Genomic DNA, 19,897 nt, shown 5'->3' on the forward strand with positions numbered 1-19,897 from the left:
GTTCGGGATGGAGCGTCGTCGGGGTGGTGGCGCGCGATGACGAGTCGATCGTGGTCGTTGCGGGTGCAGTGTGGTGCGACGGGTTTGGTGGCGTTGGGCGCGGCGTATGCGTCGTATCAGCATGGTCGGGTGTTCGCGCTTCGCTTTGGCGCTGATAGGACGACGGCGGCGATTTGGCCGTTGATTGTGGATGGGTTGTTGACGTTGGCGACGGTGGAGTTGTGGCGTGGTCAGCGGGGGAGCGGTGGTTGGCTGGCGTGGGCGGCGTTCTTGTTCGGGATCTCATTGTCCCTCTGCGCGAATATCGGTGCTGCTCCGTCGTTGAGCGTCTTTGGGGTGACGGTCGCGGCTTGCCCTCCGCTTGCTCTGTTGCTTGCCGTGGAGTTGCTCAACCGGGCATTGCGGAGGGACCGACCGGTGCTGGCCAGCGTCGTGGAACGCGTCGGGTCGGGCACACCAGAGGCTGAGACCAGGGCGGTGGCAGGGCTGGGGCCAGACGCAGGCTCGGAGGACGGCGAGTTGACTGCTGAGCAGCGGATGTGGCTGCACTATGAGCAGGAGATGGCATCGGGTCGGCGGCCGTCGGGTGCGGAGTTGGATCGGGTGGCTGGGACACACAACTACGGGCGGCGAGTCCTCCGTCAGTGGAGAGCCACGGGTCGTCTCGACGCGGTCGCCGAAACGCTGACAGGTGCGGGTGGGGAGAGGCGAGCCGTGACCGGCATTTCCTGAGCTTCGTGTCCGGACTGCGGCACACGCCACGATCCGGGCGGTCGGATCGGCTGCCCTTTGCTCGCTGTTCATCGTGTAGTCACGGAAGAGAAGCGACGAGCATTGCGCCGCATTCCATCCTGAATATCTGATTCAGCGCCGATTCGGTTTGCGGCAGTTGTCGACCGGTGCGGTCTGCGGACAGCCGGCACGCGTCGTATGCCTACCGTCGGAGGTTTAGTCGCTGGCGCTGGCGCGGCTGGAGCCTGATGCGCATTGCCTCAGCGGCACCTCTCCAACTGTAATCATTCGCTTGCTTTCAGTGATGTGCTGGTAAGTGGTGTGGGACCGGCGGCTCTGGTGCTAGCGTTTGGTCGCTGTACAACCGAATAACGTGATCGTCAGGGGAAGCCGGGCAAGAGCCGGCGCTGACTCGCAACCGTAGGCTCGCCGCGTGGCGGGCAAGTCGGAATGCCTGGCGATCACGAGTGGCTCCCACCGTCGAAGACTACGGAACGGGGCCCGGCCGCGCGTGCGCTTGACTGGGGTGTCGCGGTGACGGGTCGCGTTCAGACCACTCACCGCAAAGGACATGACTATGTTCTCTCTGGCCAAGACGGCCGCGATCAGTGTGCTCGCGGTTCCCTTCTTCGTTTCCTCTCCCGCTGTTGCCGCGCCGGCGTCGTACACCGACGGCCCGTGTCAAGGCAGTTCCGGGGTGACGGTCGTGGTGGACGCCACGCATTTCGCCGGGGCGAAGGTGACCAGACGTTGCGTCGCCGGCGATCCGGAGACCGCGTTCGAGGCGCTGAGCGAGGCCGGTTTCTCTCCTGTGCACGGGACCGGTCAGGGCCAGCAGGGCCCGTACCAGTACTTGTGCCGGATCGACGCTCGTCCGTCCACCTCTGCCGATCCGTGCACCGGGTTCGTGGCGAACGCGCCGTACTGGGCGTATTGGGTGCCGGACGCGCAGAACGCCAGCTGGACCTATGCCGAGGAGGGCGTGGACACCTCGGATCCCGCGCCGGGCACCGTGCTCGGGTTCTCCTTCGGCGCGGGCACGGCGACGGACCCGAACCAGATGAGCTTGACCCTGGCGCAGGCCAAGGACCCGAACTGGACCGGTTCGTGAGCTGGGGTGCCGGTGCTGTGGCCAGCGCGGTGGTGCTGGCCGCGGCGTTTCCGGCACCCGCGCCGGAGGCGGCCGGGCCTGCCTCGGCCGCCGCGGCGTTCCTGGCGCGCGAGTTCAGCAGGCTTGGCGACGTCTATCCGAGCCCGACCTCGCCCGGCAACACCGACGCGGGGTTGATGGCCGACGCGCTGCTGGCCATGCACCGGGCGGGGGTCGAGCCGGCTGTCCAGGCGAGGGCGACCGCGAAACTGCGGGCGAACTACTTCAGCGCCACGATCGTGTCCGCGGGTGTCTTGGGCAAGGACCTGATCGTGGCTGCCGAGCAAGGAGTGGATCCGCGCCAGTGGGGGAAGGACAGCGCGGGCAAGGAGATCGACCTTGTTGCGCGGCTTGGCGCGGCGCAGGGATCCTCGGGTGCGTTCGAGGACACTGCGGCCAGTGGAGCACGGACCCCGGCCAACGTGTTCGGCCAGGCGCTGGCGCTGATCGGCTTGCACAAGGCCGGGATCGGCGACCCCGCGGGGACGGCTGAGCTGCTGCGCCAGCAGTGCCCTGGCGGCGGATTCCGGTTGAATGTGCCTGTCGGCGGCGAGACGGCGCAGTGCGCGTCGGATGCCGAGGTCAGCGCGGACACCACGGCGATGGGCGTGTGGGCGCTCGTCGAGACCGGCGGCCATCGGCAGCAGGTCTCGCGGGCGCTGGGCTGGCTGCGCGCTCATCAGGATCCCGTGACGGGGGCGTTCAGCGCGGATCCGAAGAGCCCGGGACAGGTGAACACCAACTCTTCCGGGCTGGCCGCGATGGCGCTGGCGCTCGGCGGCGACGGTGCGGCGGCGTCCCGGGCGACCGGGTGGCTGGCTGCCGTGCAGGTGCCGGAAAGCGTGCCGGTCCCGGCGATGGCCGGCGCGATCACGCGGGGGCAGGCAGACCTGGACGCGATCGAGCGTGACGCGAAGGCCTTCTGGCTCAAGCCCAGCGGTGCCGACAACCTGGGCAAGCAGGACGGCCTGCGGCGGGCCACCGCACAAGCGGTGCTGGGGCTGGCCGCCGCGGTGCCCGATCCGGTCCCGCCTCGCCCTTCCGGCGATCCTCCGCCCGGCAGTCCTCCGCCCGGCACCGTGCCGCCGAGCCACCCCGGGCGCGGCACGACGGGGCCGGGTTCGCCCGGCGGAAGGCACGGCGGCGTGGCGCGGACCGAACCGGTCGGCCAGGCTCCCGTCGGCGAGTCGCCGGCACCCGCGGAGGTTCCGGCGAATGGTCCGTCTGTCCGGGCACCGGGCGGGCAGCCGGTGGCGGGCCTCGCCTCGTCGCCGGATCGGGTCGGGCAGGCACGGGCGCTGGAACCGCGTCCGGTGTCGTTCTGGGCCGGGCCGAAGGGAATCGCGGCGGCGGTGCTGGGCGGTTTGCTGTTCGCCGGGGGCACGTTCTGGTTGCTGGTGCGGCGCAAGGGATCCCGGTCGTGAGGCGGCTGCTCTTGTTGCTGGCGGCGGGGTTCCTGGCGATGGGCGTCGTCGCGGCGCCCGCTGCGGTGGCGGCGCCAGCGTGCACGGCGACGTCCGGCGTACTGGTGGTGGTGGACTTCGGGTCTCTCGGCGGCGGGGTGGTGCAGCGCTGCCTGGGCTCGCCGCCTGAATCCGGTTATGACGCGTTGCGCACGGCAGGGTTCCGTACTGCCGGGACCGTGCATGACGGTCCGGCGTTCGTGTGCCGCATCGACGATCGGCCCTCTCCGTCGGCGGAGCCGTGCACGGACACACCGCCTGTCACGGCGTACTGGTCGTACTGGGAGGGCAATGTCGGCACGAACCGGTGGGAGTACAGCAACGAGGGCGCGATGAGCGCCACTCCGCGCGCCGGTCAGGTCGAGGGATGGTCGTTCGGGGACGGGAAGCCCCCGCGTCCTGCGGTGGCCGCGCTGATCGCGTCGCCGGGACCTGCTCGGCCGCAAGGCGGTGTCGTGGCTCCGGGTGCGCCGGACAACGGCCCGGTGGCAGGGGACAGCGCACCGTCGCAGCAGGCTCCGCCCGGAGCGCAGCCGCCGCGGAGTTCCGGTGCCGCCGCGCCGGGCGAGCCGCAACCCTCGGCACCGGCGAACGCACCTGCCCCACCGGGGTCTGCTCGGCCGACGGGCCGGGCGTCGGAACCGGTATCGGCCGCGGCCGATACCGCTGGCGCGAGCGGGTTCCCGACGCTGCCGGTGGTGGCGTTCGGGGCGATCTGGCTGCTGGGAATCCTTGCCGCGATCGTGGTTCGGCGTCGTCGCAAGCGGGCGGCGGAGTGATCGGCGCCGCCTCGCTGCCGCGGACGTTGCATCCCGCGGCGTGGTGGGTCTGGGCGCTCGGCATGGCGACGGCGGCCACCAGGACCACGAATCCGTTGCTGCTCGGGTTGATTCTCGCGGTGGCCGGGGTCGTGGTGGCCGCGCGGCGCGGGGAGGCCCCGTGGGCTCGGGGGTTTCGCGCGTACCTGATCCTGGCGCTGGTGGTGATCGGGTTCCGGGTGCTGTTCCGGATCCTGCTCGGTTCCGCCTTCACCGGCGGCGGGCACCTGCTGTTCACGCTGCCGCGGATTCCGTTGCCGCACTGGATGTCCGGGGTGCGCCTCGGCGGGCCGGTGGAGCTGGAGGGCGTTCTCAGCGCCGCCTGCGACGGGTTGCGGCTGGCCACGCTGCTGGTGTGCGTCGGCGCGGCGAACACTCTGGCCAATCCCAAGCGGGTGCTGCGGATGCTGCCGGGCGCGCTGTACGAGATCGGCACCACGGTGGTGATCGCGCTGACGGTGGCGCCGCAGCTGATCGAGAGCGGTCAGCGGATCAGGCGTGCGCGCGCATTGCGCGGAGTAACCGGGAAACTCTTCCGGACGGTGGCGTTGCCGGTGCTGGCCGACGCGCTGGACCGGGCGATCGCGCTGGCCGCGGCGATGGATTCGCGCGGCTACGGGCAGCGCTGGGAGCGGTCCGCGGCGGCTCGCCGCACCGCTGCGGCGCTGATGCTGGCCGGTCTGCTCGGGTTGTGCGTGGGCAGCTACGGGTTGCTAGCCGCCGAACAGCACAGCTACGGGCCGGTGCTGCTGGCCGCAGGTGCCGCAGTGTGCTGCTTGGGGCTTTATCTCGGCGGCAGGCGGACCCGGCGGACTAACTACCGGCCGGATCTCTGGTCGGCGCCGGAATGGACGGTCGGCGCGTCCGGTGTCGCGGTGGCGGTCTTGGTCGCGACGGCCGATCCGGTCGTGCTGAATCCGCCGCTGCTGGCCCCGGGGATGAATGTGGCCGTCCTGGCCGGAATCCTCCTCGGAGCGCTGCCCGCGATCGCGGCGCCGCCCCCGCCCGAGCTGACCGCCCGTTACCGGCCGGGAGAACTGCGGTGATCGACTTCTCCGAGGTGACCATCGCCTACCAGGACACGCCCGTGCTGCGCGAGGTATCCCTGCACATCGACGAAGGCGAGCTGGCGCTCGTGGTGGGTCGCACCGGTTCCGGGAAATCGACACTGCTGGGCGCGGTGAACGGATTGGTGCCGCACTTCACCGGCGGACGGCTGGCCGGGCGGGTCACCGTGGCCGGGCGGGACACCCGCACCCACCGGCCGCGCGAACTCGCCGCGGTGGTCGGCGTGGTGGGCCAGGACCCGGTCGCCGGGTTCGTGACCGACTCGGTGGAGGAGGAACTGGCCTATGGCATGGAACAGCTGGGCGTGCCCGCCGGCGTGATGCGCAAGCGGGTGGAGGAGACGATGGATCTGCTCGGCATCGCGGAGCTGCGGGACCGTCCGCTGCGCGCGCTGTCCGGCGGGCAGCAGCAGCGGGTGGCGATCGGCGCGGTGCTGGCCGCGGGCCCGCGGGTGCTGGTCCTCGACGAACCGACCTCCGCGCTAGATCCCGGCGCGGCGGAAGAGGTCCTGGCCGCGGTGACCCGGCTGGTCCACGACCTCGGGGTCACCGTGCTGATCGCCGAACACCGGCTGGAGCGGGTGCTGCAGTACGCCGACCGAGTGCTCACTGTGGAGGACGGCAGGGTGACCGTCGCCGAGCCCGCGCACGCGATGCTGTCCGCGCCGATCGCGCCGCCGGTGGTCGCGCTGGGGCGGCTTGCCGGGTGGGATCCGCTGCCGCTGTCGGTCCGCGACGCTCGCCGCCGGGCTCCATCGCTGCGCACCCGACTTCCCGCCGCACTGGTGCCCGCACCGCCTGATTCCGGCACCGAGACGCTGACTGCCCGGGATGTCGTGGTCCGCTACGGAGACACGATCGCGGTGCGCGAAGTGTCCCTCACCGTGTCCGCCGGGGAAACGGTGGCGCTGATGGGCCGCAACGGCTCCGGCAAGTCGTCGCTGCTGTGGGCGTTGCAAGGCAGCGGCGCCCGGCAACGCGGCGTCGTCACGATCCGGGGAAAGGATCCCAGGGGCCTGAAACCGCTGCCGCGGCGGGAACTCGCGGCTCTGGTCCCGCAGTCCCCGGCGGATCTGCTGTACCTGCACACCGTCGGCGAGGAACTCGCTTCCCCCGCAGCGCAGACGATCCTGGACGCACTCGCCCCCGGCATCGACCCGAAGGCACATCCGCGCGACCTCTCCGAAGGCCAGCGCCTCGCCCTCGCGCTCGCCGTGCAACTGGCCGCCGACCCTGCGGTGCTCCTGCTCGACGAGCCGACCCGCGGCCTGGACTATCCCGGCAAACAGCGGCTCACCGCGCTGGTTCGGGCCTATCCCGGCGCGGTCCTGATCGCCACGCACGACGTGGAATTCGTGGCCGAGACGTGCGATCGGGCAGTGGTGCTCGCCGAGGGCGAAGTGGTCGCCGACGGGCCCACTGCGGACGTCGTGGTGTCCTCGCCGCTGTTCGCCCCGCAGGTGGCGAAGATCCTCGGCGGCGGCTGGTTGACCGTCGACCAGGTCGCGGGGGCGCTGCGGTGAGCCCGGTGCGCATCGGCCGCTGGTCCGCGGTCTCGCTGGCGGTGTCGTCCGTGCTGGGTGTCGCCGCGTTCTGCTGGCCGTTCTTCGTCGCCCCGGGCACGGTGCTGGCCGACGCGGCCACCGAGGCGCCGCTGATCTTCGGCCTGCTGCTGGTGCTCGTGCTCGGGGTGTTGCTGGCGCAACTGGCGGACGGCGGGATCGACGCGAAAGCATTGGCGTTGCTGGGGGTGCTCGCTGCGGTGAACGCGGCGCTGCGCCCGCTCGGGGCCGGTGCCGGCGGCATCGAGACCGTGTTTTTCCTGCTGGTGCTCGCCGGGCGGGTCTTCGGCCCCGGATTCGGCTTCACCCTCGGCGCGGTGTCGCTGTTCGCCTCGGCGCTGCTGACCGGCGGAGTCGGGCCGTGGCTGCCGTTCCAGATGTTCGGCTGCGCCTGGGTCGGGCTGGGCGCCGGGCTGCTTCCCCGAGCCAGCGGCCGCCTTGAAATCGGTCTGCTGGCGACGTACGGGGCGGTGTCCGCGTTCGCCTACGGGCTCGCGCTGAACCTGTCGTTCTGGCCGTTCGCGCTGGGTGCGCACACCGCCCTGTCCTTCGACCCCAACGGGTCCACTCTCGCCAACCTCGGCCGCTACCTCCTCTTCGACGTCGCCACCTCGCTGAGCTGGGACACCGGCCGCGCGGTGACCAACGTCGTCGCGATCGTGGTGTTCGGCCCGCTGGTGCTGGCGACGCTGCGCCGTGCTTCGCGCCGCGCCGCCTTCGACGCGCCGGTCGAGTTCCACGACAAACCGGTGTGACGAGCGACCAGCACCAGCGACCCTGGTCAGGCGCGGGCGACGGCGCGCTGGGCTGGGCCGCTGTACGTGCTGGACGGCCGGATGAGGCTGTTCGCCGCGAGCTGCTCGGTGATGTGCGCCGTCCAGCCGGTGATGCGGGCGGCCACGAAGATCGGCGTGAACACCGGGGTGTCGAAACCCATGAGGTGATACGCCGGTCCGGCCGGGTAGTCGAGGTTCGGGTGCAGCCCCTTCTTCGCGTGCATCGCCCGCGCGAGAGCCTCGTAGAGGTCCAGCAGCCGGTGCCCGTCGCGGAGTTCCGCGACGACCTGCAGCGCCTGGCGCATGGTCGGGACGCGCGAGTCGCCCTTCTTGTACACGCGGTGGCCGAAACCCATGATCTTGCGTTTCTCCGCGAGCGCCGCCTCGAGCCAGTTCGCGGCGTTGTCCGCGGACCCGATTTGCTCGAAGGTCTCCATCACGGCTTCGTTGGCGCCGCCGTGCAGCGGTCCTTTCAGCGCGCCGATCGCGGCGGTCACCGCACTGTACAAATCGGACAGAGTCGAGGTGACCACGCGCGAGGTGAAGGTGGAGGCGTTGAAACTGTGTTCGGCGTAAAGCACCAACGAGGCCTCGAACGCGCGCACGATCGCCGGTTCCGGCACCGAACCCAGTGCCAGGTAGAGGAAGTTCTCGGCGTAACCCAGGTCGTCACGCGGCTTGAGCGGAAGAAGTCCTCGACGGCGGCGCTGGGTGAGCGCGACGACCGACGGCAGCGCGGCGAACAGCCGGAGCGCCTTGGCCTGGTTGGCGGCCGGACTGTTGTCGTCCTCGTCCGGGTCGTTCGCGCCGAGGATGCTCACCGCGGTGCGCAGCGTGTCCATCGGGTGCGCGGACTCGGGCAGGGCGAGCAGGGTGAGGACGAGATCGTGCGGAAGGATGCGATGCGCGCGCTCGATCGCGTTCTGCTCGGCCAGCTGGTCCGCCGTCGGGAGTTCGCCATGCCAGAGGAGGTACGCGACTTCCTCGAAGCTGCACTGTGCGGCGAGGTCCTGGACCGGGTAGCCGCGGTAGGTGAGCGAGTTGGTGTCCGGGTTGACCATCGAGACCGCGGTGGTGTCGACGACGACGCCGGCGAGTCCTTTGTGGATAGCGGGTGCAGGCATAGGTGTCCCCTTGACGGAATGCGCGCCGGTCAGACGCGGAAGTCGAAAACGCTTTCGTCGAATGCGTTGTATTCGGAATAGTCGAGAAGTTCGTACAGGTCGCGGCGGTGCTGCATCGAACCGAGCAGCGACGCCTGGCTGCCTTGTTCGGCGATGGTGCGCAGGCCGGTGTCCGCGGCGTGCATGGCCAGCCGCAGCAAGGTGACCGGGTAGATGACGACGTTGACGCCCGCCGATGCGAGGGTCTTCGCGTCGAGCAGTTCGCTTTTCCCGAATTCGGTCATGTTCGCGAGGATCGGGATGTCGACGGCCTGGCGGAGCCGTTCGAAATCGGCGGCGTCGGCCATCGCCTCCGGGAACAGCAGGTCCGCGCCCGCGTCGGCGAATTCCTTGGCGCGGACGATCGCCTCGTCCATGCCGTGCACGGCTTTCGCGTCAGTGCGGGCGGCGATGACGAAGTTCGGGTCGCGGCGCGCGTCGACGGCGGCTTTGATCCGCTTCACCGCGGTGTGGCGGTCGACCACGTCCTTGCCGTCGAGGTGGCCGCACCGCTTCGGGTTGACCTGGTCCTCCAGATGCATCCCGGCGACCCCGGCGTCCTCCAGCAGCTGGACGGTGCGCGCGGCGTTCATCGGCTCGCCGAACCCGGTGTCCGCGTCGACCAGCGTCGGCAGCGCGGTGACCCGCGAGATCTGCTGCGCGCGCCCGGCCACCTCGGTGCTCGTGGTGAGGCCGATGTCGGGCAGGCCGAGGTCGGCCGACAGCACCGCGCCGGAGATGTAGACGCCGTCGAAGCCGCGCCGTTCGATCAGCTTCGCGCTGAGCGGGTTGAAAGCGCCGGGGAGGCGCAGCAGCCGCCCCGAGCCGAGGGCCTCGCGGAAACCGGCGCGTTTCTCCGCGGCGGAGGGCGTGGCGTGGAGCATCAGAAAATCCCCTTCGTCTTCGGGGTCGCGTCGATCGATGCGGGCAGCGTGAGTTCGCGGACTTCGGCGGTGTCCAGTTCGGGCAGTCGGCTGACGGTGTCGAGGAACCGGTCCTGGTCGGCCGGTGCGATCACGCCGTCGGCGAGAGTGCGGAACTTCGCCACGTACTGCTCGCGGGTGAACGGATGAGCGCCCGCCGGATGGGCGTCGGCGACGGCGATCTCGTCGGCGATCGTGGTCCCGTCGGCGAGGGTGACCTCGACGCGTCCGCCGAACGCCGGTTCCGGCGCGTGGTAGCGCCGGGTCCACTCCGGATCCTCCACAGTGGACACTTTGTGCCACAGCTCCACGGTGTCCGGGCGGGTCGCGCGTTCCCGGTCGTAAGACCTCTCGTGGTGCCAGCCGCCGTCCTGCAAGGCGACCGCGAAGATGTACGGAATGGAATGGTCGAGCGTTTCGCGACTCGCGTTCGGATCGTACTTCTGCGGGTCGTTCGCGCCGGAGCCGATCACGTAATGGGTGTGGTGGCTCGTGCGGATCACGATTCGCTCCATCTTGCCCAGCTCGCCGATCCGCGGGCCGAGCCTGCGGGCGAGGTCGATCAGCGCCTGGCTTTGGTACTCCGCTGAATGTTCCTTCGTGTAGGTGTCCAAAATGGACCGCTTGGCCTCGCCCGGGGCGGGCAGAGGCACCGTGTACCGGGCTTCCGGGCCGCCGAGCAGCCACGCGAGGAAACCGTCCTCGCCCTCGTAGATCGGGCTCGGCGCGCCCTCGCCGCGCAGTGCCCGGTCGACCGCCTCGATCGCGGTCTTCCCGGCGAACGCGGGGGCGTACGCCTTCCAGGACGAGATCTCGCCCTTGCGGGACTGGCGGGTGGTCGTCGTGGTGTGCAGCGCCTGGCCGATCGCCTGGTACACGGTTTCGGTGTCCAGCCGCAGCAGCGCGCCGACTCCGCCCGCGACCGACGGGCCGAGGTGCGCGATGTGGTCGATCTTGTGCTCGTGCAGGCAGATCCCGCGGACGAGGTCGACCTGCAGCTCGTACCCGGCGGCGATCCCGCGGACCACATCGGCCCCGGAGCGCCTGGCGTGCTGTGCGACGGCGAGGATCGGCGGGATGTTGTCGCCCGGATGCGAGTAGTCGGCGGCGAGGAAGGTGTCGTGGTAGTCCAGTTCCCGCACGGCGACGCCGTTGGCCCACGCGGCCCATTCCGGGGAGTAGCGACCGGCGACGCCGAACACGGTCGCGCCGGGACTGGCCGGATGGGCGAGCGCCTGGTCGCGCGCGGCGGACACCGGCCGCCGGGACAACGAGGCGGCGGCGACCGCGGCGTTGTCGAGCACCCGGTTGACCACCATCTCGGCGACCTCGGGCAGCACCGGCACCGGGTCGGTGGCGACCGCGGCGAGTTTCCAGGCGAGCTGTTCCTCCCTGGGCAGCGGCTCGGCGGAACGGTAGGTGCGGACGGTGTGGTCGATCATCGCTTTCCTTCGTGACTGGTGAACCCGCTGCTGTGAACGTTGTGATGCTTGACCGTCAGCGTGGCACTCGCGGGTGCGCCCGGCCAGTCCTGCGGCCGGTGAAGTGTTGTGAAGGCTGGCCCGATTCTTGTAACAGTTGTTAAAGTCCGTTTGTGGAGAAGATGTACGCCGGGGCGAGGCTGCGGCAGCTGCGCGAGGACCGGTCGCTGTCCCAGTCGGACCTGGCGAGGCTGCTGGAGATCTCGCCGAGCTACGTGAACCAGCTGGAACACAACGGCCGTCCGCTGACCCTGCCGGTGCTGCTGAAGCTCACCGAGCACTTCGGCGTCGACGCCGAGTTCTTCGCGCCGCAGGACACCGCCCGTCTGGTCGCGGACGTGCGCGAGGTGTTCGCCGACGACACGGTCGACGGTGCGATCTCGCCGGCCGAAGTGGACGAACTGACCACGCAATTGCCCGGCGTCGCCCGCACGATGGTCGCGTTGCACCGGCGCTACCGCGAAGCCGTCGAGAACATCGCCGCGCTCACCGCGGAGCAAGGGATGGACCGCGCCTCGGTGCAGCAGCCGCACGAGCAGGTGCGCGACTGGTTCTACGCCCGCAACAACCACGTCGCCGCGCTCGACCAGGCCGCGGAAGGCCTCGCGGCGGAGCTGCGGCTGCATCCCGGGGAAGTGCGCGCGGGACTGGTCGCCGCGCTGAAGGACCGGCATGGGGTCCGAGTGGTCGCCGAAAACCTCGGTGCCGGGCAACACTTCTTCGACCGCTGGCGGAAGGTGCTGCGGCTGTCGCCGATGCTGCGGCCGGGACAGGCCGCGTTCCGGCTGGGGTCCGAGCTGGCGATGCTCGAAGCGGGCGGCGCGATCGACCGGCTCGCGCACGGCAGCGGCTTCGCCGACGAGACCGCGCGGCGGCTGCTGCGGATCGGCCTCGCCAACTACTACGCGGGCGCGCTGGTGTTGCCCTACCGGGCGTTTCTCGGTGCGGCAGAACGACTTCGCTACGACGTGACGCTCCTGTCCGGCGAGTTCGGCGTCGGCTTCGAGACCGTATGCCACCGGCTGTCCACCTTGCAGCGGCGCGGCGCGCGCGGGGTGCCGTTCTCGTTCGTCCGGGTCGATCGCGCGGGCAACGTGTCGAAACGCCAGTCGGCCACCGGATTTCACTTCTCCCGCGCCGGCGGCTCGTGTCCGTTGTGGATCGTCTACGAGGCGTTCGCCTCGCCGGGCCGGATCGTCACGCAGATCGCCGAACTGCCGGACGGCAAGAAGTACTTCTGGCTGGCCCGCACGGTCACCCGGGAGGCGGGCGGGCACGGCGAGCCGGGCAAGACGTTCGCGATCGGCCTGGGCTGCGAGCTGCGGCACGCGAGCCGCCTCGTGTACTCCGATGGGTTGGCGCTCGGCAAGGACGCGGCGGTGACCCCGATCGGCATGGGCTGCAAGGTGTGCGAGCGCCCGGCGTGCCCGCAGCGCGCGTTCCCGGCGATCGGCCGCCGGATGCGGGTGGCCGACCACGAGAGCAGTCTGCTGCCGTACCCGCCGCTGGAGTGAGAGCGCGGGCAGCGTAGTGCTTCGGCCGTCGCCCGGATGAGGGGTGCGCCACTCTCGACATAGTCGGACTTCCTACTTTATGGTGTCCACAGGTCCACGGTGCAGGGAAGCCGGTGCGAATCCGGCGCGGTCCCGCCACTGTGACCGGGGAGTGCCGTCCCACGCGGGACAAGGCCACTGGCGAGAGCCGGGAAGGCCGGGACGGGGCAGATCCGGGAGCCAGGATACCGGCCGTGGACGTCCGTGTTCGTCCACGAGGATGGAGCAGAACGCATGTGGCTGACCCCTGCCTGCGTGAAAGACGCCGACCCGCCGCCGCTGCGGTAGGTCCGCGCCGTCGTCCCGCCGCGGCGGGATCCGGTGCTTGTCGCGCCGCGTGGTTTCCGTGCGGCAGCTCTCTCCTGCGCTCTTTCCGAAAGGCTTCGTTGTGACTGGTGAACTCACGCATTTCGTCGGCGGCAAACCGGTTCCTGGCACGTCCGGACGGTTCGCCGAGGTCTACGACCCCAGCTCCGGTGCCGTGCAGGCGCGGGTCCCGCTGGCCTCAGCGGCAGAGGTCGCCGCCGCGGTCGGCGTTGCCGCCGAGGCGCAGCGCGAGTGGGCGCGATGGAATCCGCAGCGCCGTGCGCGCGTGCTGATGCGGTTCGTCGACCTGGTTCGCGCGGAGGAGGACAGCCTGGCGCGGCTGCTGTCGTCCGAGCACGGCAAAACCGTCGCCGACGCGCGCGGCGACATCCAGCGCGGGCTGGAGGTCGTGGAGTTCGCGATCGGCATCCCGCACCTGCTCAAGGGCGAGTTCAGCGACAGCGCCGGGACCGGGATCGACGTGTACTCGATGCGCCAGCCGCTCGGTGTCGTCGCCGGGATCACGCCGTTCAACTTCCCGGCGATGATCCCGCTGTGGAAGGCCGGGCCAGCGCTGGCGTGCGGCAACGCGTTCGTGCTCAAACCGTCCGAGCGCGACCCGTCGGTGCCGTTGCGGCTCGCGGAACTGTTTCTGGAAGCGGGTCTGCCGCCGGGCGTGTTCTCGGTGGTGAACGGCGACAAGGAAGCGGTTGACGCGCTGCTCACCGATCCGCGGGTCGAGGCGGTCGGCTTCGTGGGCTCGTCGGACATTGCGCAGTACGTGTATTCGCGGGCCGCGGACCACGGCAAGCGGGCGCAGTGCTTCGGCGGCGCGAAGAACCACATGATCGTGATGCCGGACGCCGACCTCGACCAGGTCGTGGAAGCGCTCGTCGGCGCGGGCTATGGCTCGGCGGGGGAGCGCTGCATGGCGATCTCGGTCGCGGTGCCGGTCGGCGAAGCGACAGCGGACGCGCTGGTGGAGCGGCTGGCCGCGAGGGTGAGGACGCTCAAAGTCGGGGCCGGGCTGGATGAGACCGCCGACTTCGGGCCGCTGGTCAGCGCGGCCGCGGTGCAGCGGGTGCGGGACTACGTGGACGTCGGCGTCGCCGAGGGCGCGGAGCTGGTGGTGGACGGCCGGGATGTCGTGGTCGAAGGGCACGAGAACGGGTTCTTCCTCGGCGGCTGCCTGTTCGACAAGGTGACGCCGGAGATGCGGATTTACCGCGAGGAGATCTTCGGCCCGGTGCTCGCGGTGGTGCGCGCGGCCGACTACGAGGAGGCATTGCGGTTGCCGAGCGAGCACGAATACGGCAACGGCGTCGCGATCTTCACCCGCGACGGCGACACCGCCCGCGACTTCACCGCGCGCGTGGACACCGGCATGGTCGGCGTGAACGTGCCGATCCCGGTGCCGATCGCCTACCACACCTTCGGCGGCTGGAAGCGGTCCGGCTTCGGCGACCTGAACCAGCACGGCCCGGATTCGGTGCGGTTCTACACCAAGACCAAGACCGTCACCTCGCGCTGGCCCTCCGGGGCCAAGGAAAACGCGAGCTTCGTCATCCCGACGATGGACTGAGGCGCGCCGTGCATCTCACCGACGAGCAGCGCGCGCTGCGCGACACGGCGGCGGAATTCGCCGCCGAGCACCTTGCGCCGCACGCGCTGGAATGGGACCGGGACAAGCATTTTCCGGTCGACGTGCTGCGGAAAGCGGCCGAACTCGGCCTCGGCGGGCTGTACTTGCCCGAGGATGTCGGCGGCTCCGCGCTGGGCCGACTCGACGGAGTGCTGGTGTTCGAGGCGCTGGCCACCGGATGCCCGTCGATCGCGGGCTATGTGTCCATCCACAACATGGTCGCCGCGATGATCGACCGCTTCGGCGACGACCGGCAGCGTGGCCGTTACCTGCCGCGGATGTCCACTATGGAATCTCTGGGCAGCTACTGCCTGACCGAACCGGGTGCCGGTTCGGACGCGGCGGCGCTGGCCACCCGCGCGCGCCGCGACGGCGACGAGTACGTGCTGGACGGCGTGAAACAGTTCATCTCCGGCGCGGGCGCTTCCGAGGTGTACGTAGCGCTGGCCCGCACCGGCGGCCCCGGCGCGGGCGGGATCTCGGCGTTCGTCGTGGAGCGGGAGACGCCGGGGCTTTCCTTCGGCGCCAACGAAGCCAAGATGGGCTGGAACGCGCAGCCGACCCGGCAGGTCGTCTTCGACGGCGTCCGGGTGCCGGTCACGGCGCTGCTCGGCGAGGAAGGCGGCGGATTCCGGGTGGCGATGTCCGCTTTGGACGGTGGACGGCTCAACATCGCCGCCTGCTCGCTCGGCGGCGCGGACGCCGCGTTGACCAAAACGGTGCGCCATCTGACCGAGCGGACCGCGTTCGGCAGGCCGCTGTCGGACGCGCAGGCGTTGCAGTTCCGGCTCGCCGACATGCGTACTGGCTTGGAGGCCGGGCGCACTTTGCTGTGGCGTGCGGCGGACGCTTACGACCGCGGAGATCAGGACGCGACGGCGTTGTCGGCGATGGCGAAACGGTTCTGCACCGACACCGGGTTCGAGATCGCCAACGAAGCGCTGCAACTGCACGGAGGATACGGCTACCTCGCCGAATACGGCGTGGAGAAGATCGTCCGCGACTTGCGCGTGCACCAGATCCTCGAAGGGACCAACGAAATCATGCGGGTCATCATCTCCCGCCGGATGTTGCAGGAGGCGGCATGAGCGACGTCGAGTTCATCGTCCACAGCGGGCTCGGCCGGATCACCCTGAACCGGCCGCGCGCCCTGAACGCCTTGAACCACGGCATGGTCCGCGCGATTTCCCAGCACCTGGAGAAGTGGCGCGACGATCCGGGTGTGCGGGCGGTCGTGGTCGACGGCGCGGGCGAACGGGGCCTGTGCGCGGGCGGCGACATCCGGTCCATCTACGAGGACGCCCGCTCCGGCGGCACCGCCTCGCTGGAGTTCTGGGCCGACGAATACCGGCTGAACGCGATGATCGGCCGATACCCCAAGCCCTACGTCGCGATCATGGACGGCCTCGTCATGGGCGGCGGCGTCGGGATCTCCACGCACGGCAGCCACCGCGTCGTCACAGACCGATCCCGCGTCGCCATGCCCGAGACCGGGATCGGGTTCGTGCCCGATGTCGGCGGCACCTGGCTGCTGTCGCGAGCCCCGGGGCAGCTCGGCACGCACGCCGCGCTCACCGCCGCGCACCTGCCCGGCGCCGACGCGATCCACTGCGGGCTCGCCGACCGGTACGTCCCGGCCGACCGTCTCCCGGACCTCTACGACGCCTTGGCCACCCGCACCCCGGACGCCGCGCTGGACCTGGTCGCGGAAACCCCGCCGCCGAGCCCGCTGGCCGCCGCACAGGAGTGGATCGACCACTGCTACGCGCCGGACACCGTCGAAGAGATCCTCATCCGGCTTCGCGAGGGGGGAGACGCGGCGGTCGCGGCCGCCGAGGAGATCGAAGGCAAGTCGCCGACGGCGCTCAAGGTCGCCCTCCGGGCACTGCGCACGGCCGCTGCGCTGCCGGATCTGGAAAGCGCGCTGCGGCAGGAATACCGGATCTCGCACCGCGCGCTCGCGTCGGCGGAACTGGTCGAGGGCGTGCGAGCGCAGATCATCGACAAGGACCGGATGCCGCGCTGGTCACCGTCCACAGTGGCCGAAGTGCCCGACGAGCTGGTCGATTCCTACTTCGCCGATCTCGGCGACGCCGAGCTGACGGGGGTGCGGAACTGATGGCCGTGGCATTTCTGGGCCTGGGCAACATGGGCGGGCCGATGGCGGCCAACCTCGTCAATGCGGGGGAGGCGGTGCTCGGCTACGACCCGGCCCCGGAAGCGGCGGGCATGGCGGCGAAAGCCGGAGTGTCCGTTGTGGACTCGCCTGCGGCCGCGGTCGCCGAGGCACAGGTGGTGATCACCATGCTGCCCAGCGGAAAGCACGTCCTCGACCTGTACCGCGAGATCGTCCCGCTGGCGCGGCCGGACATGTTGTTCCTCGACTGTTCGACCATCGAGGTCGCCGACGCGCGGGCCGCCGCCGAACTGGCTGTCGCCGCGGGGCACCAGGCCGTTGACGCTCCCGTGTCGGGCGGGGTGGTCGGTGCGACGGCGGGCACGCTGACGTTCATGGTCGGCGGCCGGTCCGAGGCCTTCATCGCCGCGGAACCGTACCTGCACCGGATGGGCGCGAAGTTCGTCCACTGCGGAGGCTCCGGGGCCGGGCAGGCGGCGAAGATCTGCAACAACATGATCCTCGGCGTGTCGATGATCGCGGTGAGCGAGGCGTTCGCGCTCGGCCAGGCATTGGGGCTCACCGACCAGGCGCTGTTCGACGTCGCCTCGACCGCGTCCGGACAATGCTGGGCGCTCACCACCAACTGCCCGGTGCCCGGCCCGGTCCCGGCCAGCCCGGCCAACCGCGGGTACGAAGGCGGCTTCGCCAGCGGACTGATGCTGAAAGACCTGCGCCTGGCCCAAGCCGCCGCCGAGACCGCCGGCGTCCGCACCGCACTGGGCGAACACGCGACCGACCTCTACGCCGAGTTCGTCGCCGAAGACGGCCCCGGCCGCGATTTCTCCGCCATCGTCACCACCCTCCGGGAGAACGGAACCGCATGACCGAGACCATCACCGTCGACCGTCCGGCCCCGCGCGTCGCACGGATCACGCTCAACCGCCCGAAGGCGCTGAACGCGCTGAACCTGCAGACCATGCGCGAACTCACCGCCGTGGCCGCCGACCTGGACCGGTCCGACGACGTCGGCGCGATCGTGCTCACCGGTTCGGACCGGGCATTCGCCGCCGGCGCGGACATCAAGGAAATGGCCCCGCGCACGTACAGCGAAATGCACGCCGAGGACTGGTTCGCCGGCTGGGACGCGCTCACCCGCGTCCGCACGCCGCTGATCGCCGCGGTCGCCGGGCACGCGCTGGGCGGCGGCTGCGAACTCGCGATGATGTGCGACCTGCTCCTCGCCGCGGACACCGCGCGCTTCGGCCAGCCCGAAATCACCCTCGGCGTCATCCCCGGCATGGGCGGTTCGCAGCGGCTGACCCGCGCGATCGGCAAGGCGAAGGCAATGGACCTGATCCTCACGGGTCGCACCATGAAAGCCGAGGAAGCCGAACGCGCCGGACTCGTGTCCCGGGTGGTTCCCGCGGCCGATCTGCTCACCGAGGCGGTCGCGGTCGCCGAGAAGATCGGCTCGATGTCCTTCATCGCCGCGACCACCGCCAAGGAGGCGGTGAACCGGGTCTTCGAGTCCACGCTGGCCGAAGGCGTCCTGTTCGAGCGCAGGGTGTTCCACGCGTTGTTCGCGACACACGACCAGAAAGAGGGGATGGCGGCGTTCGTGGAGAAGCGCACGGCGGAGTTCCGCCATGCCTGAACTTGCCCGCGTGGGCCGCGGACCCGAACTACTGATCTTCGAACACATCGACGTCCCCGAAATCGGCAACAAATCCCAGCCGGAGGAGTGAATGTCAACGAGGACCTCCCGACGGCGGTGCTGCGAGAATTCACGGAGGAAACAGGGCTGACCAGCGCCACGGTCGTCGGGGCGTTGACGGCCGAAGACCAACCCCATCCAGAGACCGGACAACCGCGCCACACCACCTATTTCCACCTCCTGGCACCCGACGACACATCCGATGAATGGATGCACCGCGTTGAGGAGACCGGCAGCGACATCGGCATGATCTTCGTCTGCCGCCTCCGCCGCTTCCGTTGGCCGACGAACAGGACACCTGGCTTCAGAGGTCACGCAGCCGTCGCAAACTGGACGACAGCCGACGTGATCCATACGACGCTGCCTCGCCCGAATTGCCGCACGCCTTGGGTACGACCGTTGCGAACGTCCCGTCGCGGACGGCACTGCCCAAGCGTCACACGAACTCGACCGCACACGGTGGCTGCGGAGAGGCAAGGCTCCGGTATGACTAACAAGCCTTCTGCCACCACGCTGGTGGGCTGACCCCATTCGGCAGGGCGACTTTGACACCGTAGGCGTCGCTGTTGGTCCGGCCTTCGGCCGTTCCCTGCCCGGGATGCCACAACAGTCGAATTCATCGGCGGCCGAAGGAAAAACGGGCGCCGCCCGGCTGTGCGCCGGACGGCACCCGCTGCCGCCGGTCAGCTGAACGAGACGGGGACGAACACGTCGAAGGAGCGGTCGGCGGACCCGAGGTGGTCACGCCGGCTGACGACGGCGCACGTCACGGTCGCGCAGTCGAGATTGGCGCTGGTCTGCTTGACCTGGATCTGCGCGCTGAAGCCGCCGCTGGAGTCGATCGGGGTCGAGGCGCTGCCGCCGACCGGGCTGTTCGTCACCCACGCGGACGGTCCGACGCCGGTGCTGCCCTGGCCGTCGCCGCCGGCGCACGGGCTCGGGACCTGGCCGTAGCTGTAGTCGTCGGGGACCTGGCACAGCGCGAGGTAGTAGCCCTTCGCCGGGTCGTAGCCGGAACCGGTGACGGTGATCGTTTCCCCGGCTGCGGCGAGGCCGGTGGCGTTGGACGCGGTGAGCGTGTGCCCATTGTGGGTCGCGGTGCCGGAAGCGGCCGACGCGGCTCCCGCGGCGCCGAGCAGCAGGCCGACGACCGCGGCCGGCACCAGGCCGAGCACGGCGCGTCTCTGCCGCTTGCTGCGGGTCTGGGCGGCGGCTGAGCGGTCTGCCGGGGAGATGTGCTGGGACATCGGGAAGTGCTCCTTAGTTCCGTGGAATACCGAGACCGCTGTCGGGTGGGGAGAAATCCGTTCGGGGGACACGAGAAGCGCTGAGGAACACGCTCCGAAATCAGGAACACCGGCAGCTTACCCAAAACTCACTCGATATGGTAAGCCTAACCTAACAACTTGAAGTGAGGGTCGCCTCAAT

At 70.2% G+C, this 19,897-nt stretch carries 18 protein-coding genes and 1 riboswitch; of the genes, 14 read left to right on the forward strand and 4 right to left on the reverse strand.

Annotated elements, in window-relative coordinates:
• Window positions 1-36 precede the first annotated feature (36 nt).
• The 7 genes from ACFSVL_RS45530 (at window position 37) to ACFSVL_RS45560 (ending at window position 7,547) form a co-directional block, all read left to right on the forward strand.
• Window positions 37-732, forward strand: coding sequence for a DUF2637 domain-containing protein (locus ACFSVL_RS45530; protein WP_378314235.1), 696 nt, complete (start codon window positions 37-39; stop codon window positions 730-732).
• Between the two features lie 577 nt (window positions 733-1,309).
• A complete protein-coding gene (locus ACFSVL_RS45535) occupies window positions 1,310-1,843 on the forward strand; it encodes a hypothetical protein (RefSeq protein ID WP_378314236.1) in 534 nt (177 codons plus the stop codon).
• A gap of 17 nt (window positions 1,844-1,860) precedes the next feature.
• Window positions 1,861-3,306 carry a prenyltransferase/squalene oxidase repeat-containing protein gene (locus ACFSVL_RS45540; RefSeq protein WP_378314238.1) on the forward strand — a complete coding sequence of 482 codons (1,446 nt, stop codon included), beginning with the start codon at window positions 1,861-1,863 and terminating at the stop codon, window positions 3,304-3,306.
• Window positions 3,303-4,124, forward strand: a complete 822-nt coding sequence (locus ACFSVL_RS45545; protein ID WP_378314240.1) for a hypothetical protein — start codon at window positions 3,303-3,305, stop codon at window positions 4,122-4,124. Before ACFSVL_RS45540 ends, ACFSVL_RS45545 begins: the two co-directional genes overlap by 4 nt.
• Window positions 4,121-5,209: an energy-coupling factor transporter transmembrane component T gene (locus ACFSVL_RS45550; protein WP_378314242.1), complete on the forward strand. Its 1,089-nt coding sequence runs from the start codon at window positions 4,121-4,123 to the stop codon at window positions 5,207-5,209. The genes ACFSVL_RS45545 and ACFSVL_RS45550 overlap by 4 nt, the downstream gene beginning before the upstream one ends.
• Entirely contained in the window at window positions 5,206-6,753 is a 1,548-nt protein-coding gene (locus ACFSVL_RS45555; RefSeq protein WP_378314244.1) for an ABC transporter ATP-binding protein, read from the forward strand. The genes ACFSVL_RS45550 and ACFSVL_RS45555 overlap by 4 nt, the downstream gene beginning before the upstream one ends.
• Window positions 6,750-7,547 carry an ECF transporter S component gene (locus ACFSVL_RS45560; RefSeq protein ID WP_378314246.1) on the forward strand — a complete coding sequence of 266 codons (798 nt, stop codon included), beginning with the start codon at window positions 6,750-6,752 and terminating at the stop codon, window positions 7,545-7,547. The genes ACFSVL_RS45555 and ACFSVL_RS45560 overlap by 4 nt, the downstream gene beginning before the upstream one ends.
• Before the next feature lie 26 nt (window positions 7,548-7,573).
• Here the strand turns inward: ACFSVL_RS45560 and ACFSVL_RS45565 are convergent, their stop codons facing one another.
• Genes ACFSVL_RS45565 through ACFSVL_RS45575 form a run of 3 tightly spaced genes read right to left on the reverse strand, consistent with a single transcriptional unit; the run spans window position 7,574 to window position 11,096 of the window.
• Window positions 7,574-8,692, reverse strand: coding sequence for a bifunctional 2-methylcitrate synthase/citrate synthase (locus ACFSVL_RS45565; RefSeq protein WP_378314247.1), 1,119 nt, complete (start codon window positions 8,690-8,692; stop codon window positions 7,574-7,576).
• A 29-nt stretch (window positions 8,693-8,721) separates the two neighbouring features.
• Window positions 8,722-9,615, reverse strand: a complete 894-nt coding sequence (gene prpB, locus ACFSVL_RS45570) for a methylisocitrate lyase (protein ID WP_378314248.1) — start codon at window positions 9,613-9,615, stop codon at window positions 8,722-8,724.
• The gene (locus ACFSVL_RS45575) at window positions 9,615-11,096 is read right to left on the reverse strand and encodes an MmgE/PrpD family protein (protein WP_378314250.1); all 1,482 of its coding nucleotides are present in this window, start codon (window positions 11,094-11,096) and stop codon (window positions 9,615-9,617) included. The genes prpB and ACFSVL_RS45575 overlap by 1 nt, the downstream gene beginning before the upstream one ends.
• A 152-nt stretch (window positions 11,097-11,248) precedes the next feature.
• Between ACFSVL_RS45575 and ACFSVL_RS45580 the strand changes: the two genes are divergently transcribed.
• From ACFSVL_RS45580 to ACFSVL_RS45610, 7 genes are all read left to right on the forward strand, one after another.
• Window positions 11,249-12,649 carry a short-chain fatty acyl-CoA regulator family protein gene (locus ACFSVL_RS45580; RefSeq protein ID WP_378314252.1) on the forward strand — a complete coding sequence of 467 codons (1,401 nt, stop codon included), beginning with the start codon at window positions 11,249-11,251 and terminating at the stop codon, window positions 12,647-12,649.
• Window positions 12,650-12,721: 72 nt separating this feature from the next.
• Window positions 12,722-12,899, forward strand: a riboswitch (cobalamin riboswitch).
• Between the two features lie 177 nt (window positions 12,900-13,076).
• A complete protein-coding gene (locus ACFSVL_RS45585; RefSeq protein WP_378314254.1) occupies window positions 13,077-14,576 on the forward strand; it encodes a CoA-acylating methylmalonate-semialdehyde dehydrogenase in 1,500 nt (499 codons plus the stop codon).
• An 8-nt stretch (window positions 14,577-14,584) separates the two neighbouring features.
• Window positions 14,585-15,724 (forward strand): acyl-CoA dehydrogenase family protein, encoded by a 1,140-nt coding sequence (locus ACFSVL_RS45590; RefSeq protein ID WP_378314256.1) that lies wholly within the window; start codon window positions 14,585-14,587, stop codon window positions 15,722-15,724.
• Window positions 15,721-16,755 (forward strand): enoyl-CoA hydratase/isomerase family protein, encoded by a 1,035-nt coding sequence (locus ACFSVL_RS45595; protein WP_378314258.1) that lies wholly within the window; start codon window positions 15,721-15,723, stop codon window positions 16,753-16,755. The genes ACFSVL_RS45590 and ACFSVL_RS45595 overlap by 4 nt, the downstream gene beginning before the upstream one ends.
• Window positions 16,755-17,639 (forward strand): 3-hydroxyisobutyrate dehydrogenase, encoded by an 885-nt coding sequence (gene mmsB / locus ACFSVL_RS45600; protein ID WP_378314260.1) that lies wholly within the window; start codon window positions 16,755-16,757, stop codon window positions 17,637-17,639. The genes ACFSVL_RS45595 and mmsB overlap by 1 nt, the downstream gene beginning before the upstream one ends.
• Window positions 17,636-18,409, forward strand: coding sequence for an enoyl-CoA hydratase (locus ACFSVL_RS45605; protein WP_378314261.1), 774 nt, complete (start codon window positions 17,636-17,638; stop codon window positions 18,407-18,409). The genes mmsB and ACFSVL_RS45605 overlap by 4 nt, the downstream gene beginning before the upstream one ends.
• An 87-nt stretch (window positions 18,410-18,496) precedes the next feature.
• A complete protein-coding gene (locus tag ACFSVL_RS45610; protein ID WP_378314262.1) occupies window positions 18,497-18,994 on the forward strand; it encodes an NUDIX domain-containing protein in 498 nt (165 codons plus the stop codon).
• 158 nt (window positions 18,995-19,152) lie between these two features.
• Here the strand turns inward: ACFSVL_RS45610 and ACFSVL_RS45615 are convergent, their stop codons facing one another.
• Window positions 19,153-19,716 (reverse strand): hypothetical protein, encoded by a 564-nt coding sequence (locus tag ACFSVL_RS45615; protein WP_378314264.1) that lies wholly within the window; start codon window positions 19,714-19,716, stop codon window positions 19,153-19,155.
• Between the last annotated feature and the right edge of the window lie 181 nt (window positions 19,717-19,897).

Source organism: Amycolatopsis silviterrae (assembly GCF_042684085.1).
GTDB classification, from domain to species: Bacteria; Actinomycetota; Actinomycetes; order Mycobacteriales; family Pseudonocardiaceae; genus Amycolatopsis; species Amycolatopsis silviterrae.

Bases quoted from the DNA above. Each gene is read 5' to 3' on its own strand.
- ACFSVL_RS45615 (WP_378314264.1), bottom strand. From the start codon at position 19,716: ATGTCCCAGCACATCTCCCCGGCAGACCGCTCAGCCGCCGCCCAGACC.
- ACFSVL_RS45565 (WP_378314247.1), bottom strand. From the start codon at position 8,692: ATGCCTGCACCCGCTATCCACAAAGGACTCGCCGGCGTCGTCGTCGAC.
- ACFSVL_RS45605 (WP_378314261.1), top strand. From the start codon at position 17,636: ATGACCGAGACCATCACCGTCGACCGTCCGGCCCCGCGCGTCGCACGG.
- ACFSVL_RS45575 (WP_378314250.1), bottom strand. From the start codon at position 11,096: ATGATCGACCACACCGTCCGCACCTACCGTTCCGCCGAGCCGCTGCCC.
- ACFSVL_RS45535 (WP_378314236.1), top strand. From the start codon at position 1,310: ATGTTCTCTCTGGCCAAGACGGCCGCGATCAGTGTGCTCGCGGTTCCC.
- prpB (WP_378314248.1), bottom strand. From the start codon at position 9,615: ATGCTCCACGCCACGCCCTCCGCCGCGGAGAAACGCGCCGGTTTCCGC.
- mmsB (WP_378314260.1), top strand. From the start codon at position 16,755: ATGGCCGTGGCATTTCTGGGCCTGGGCAACATGGGCGGGCCGATGGCG.
- ACFSVL_RS45530 (WP_378314235.1), top strand. From the start codon at position 37: ATGACGAGTCGATCGTGGTCGTTGCGGGTGCAGTGTGGTGCGACGGGT.
- ACFSVL_RS45595 (WP_378314258.1), top strand. From the start codon at position 15,721: ATGAGCGACGTCGAGTTCATCGTCCACAGCGGGCTCGGCCGGATCACC.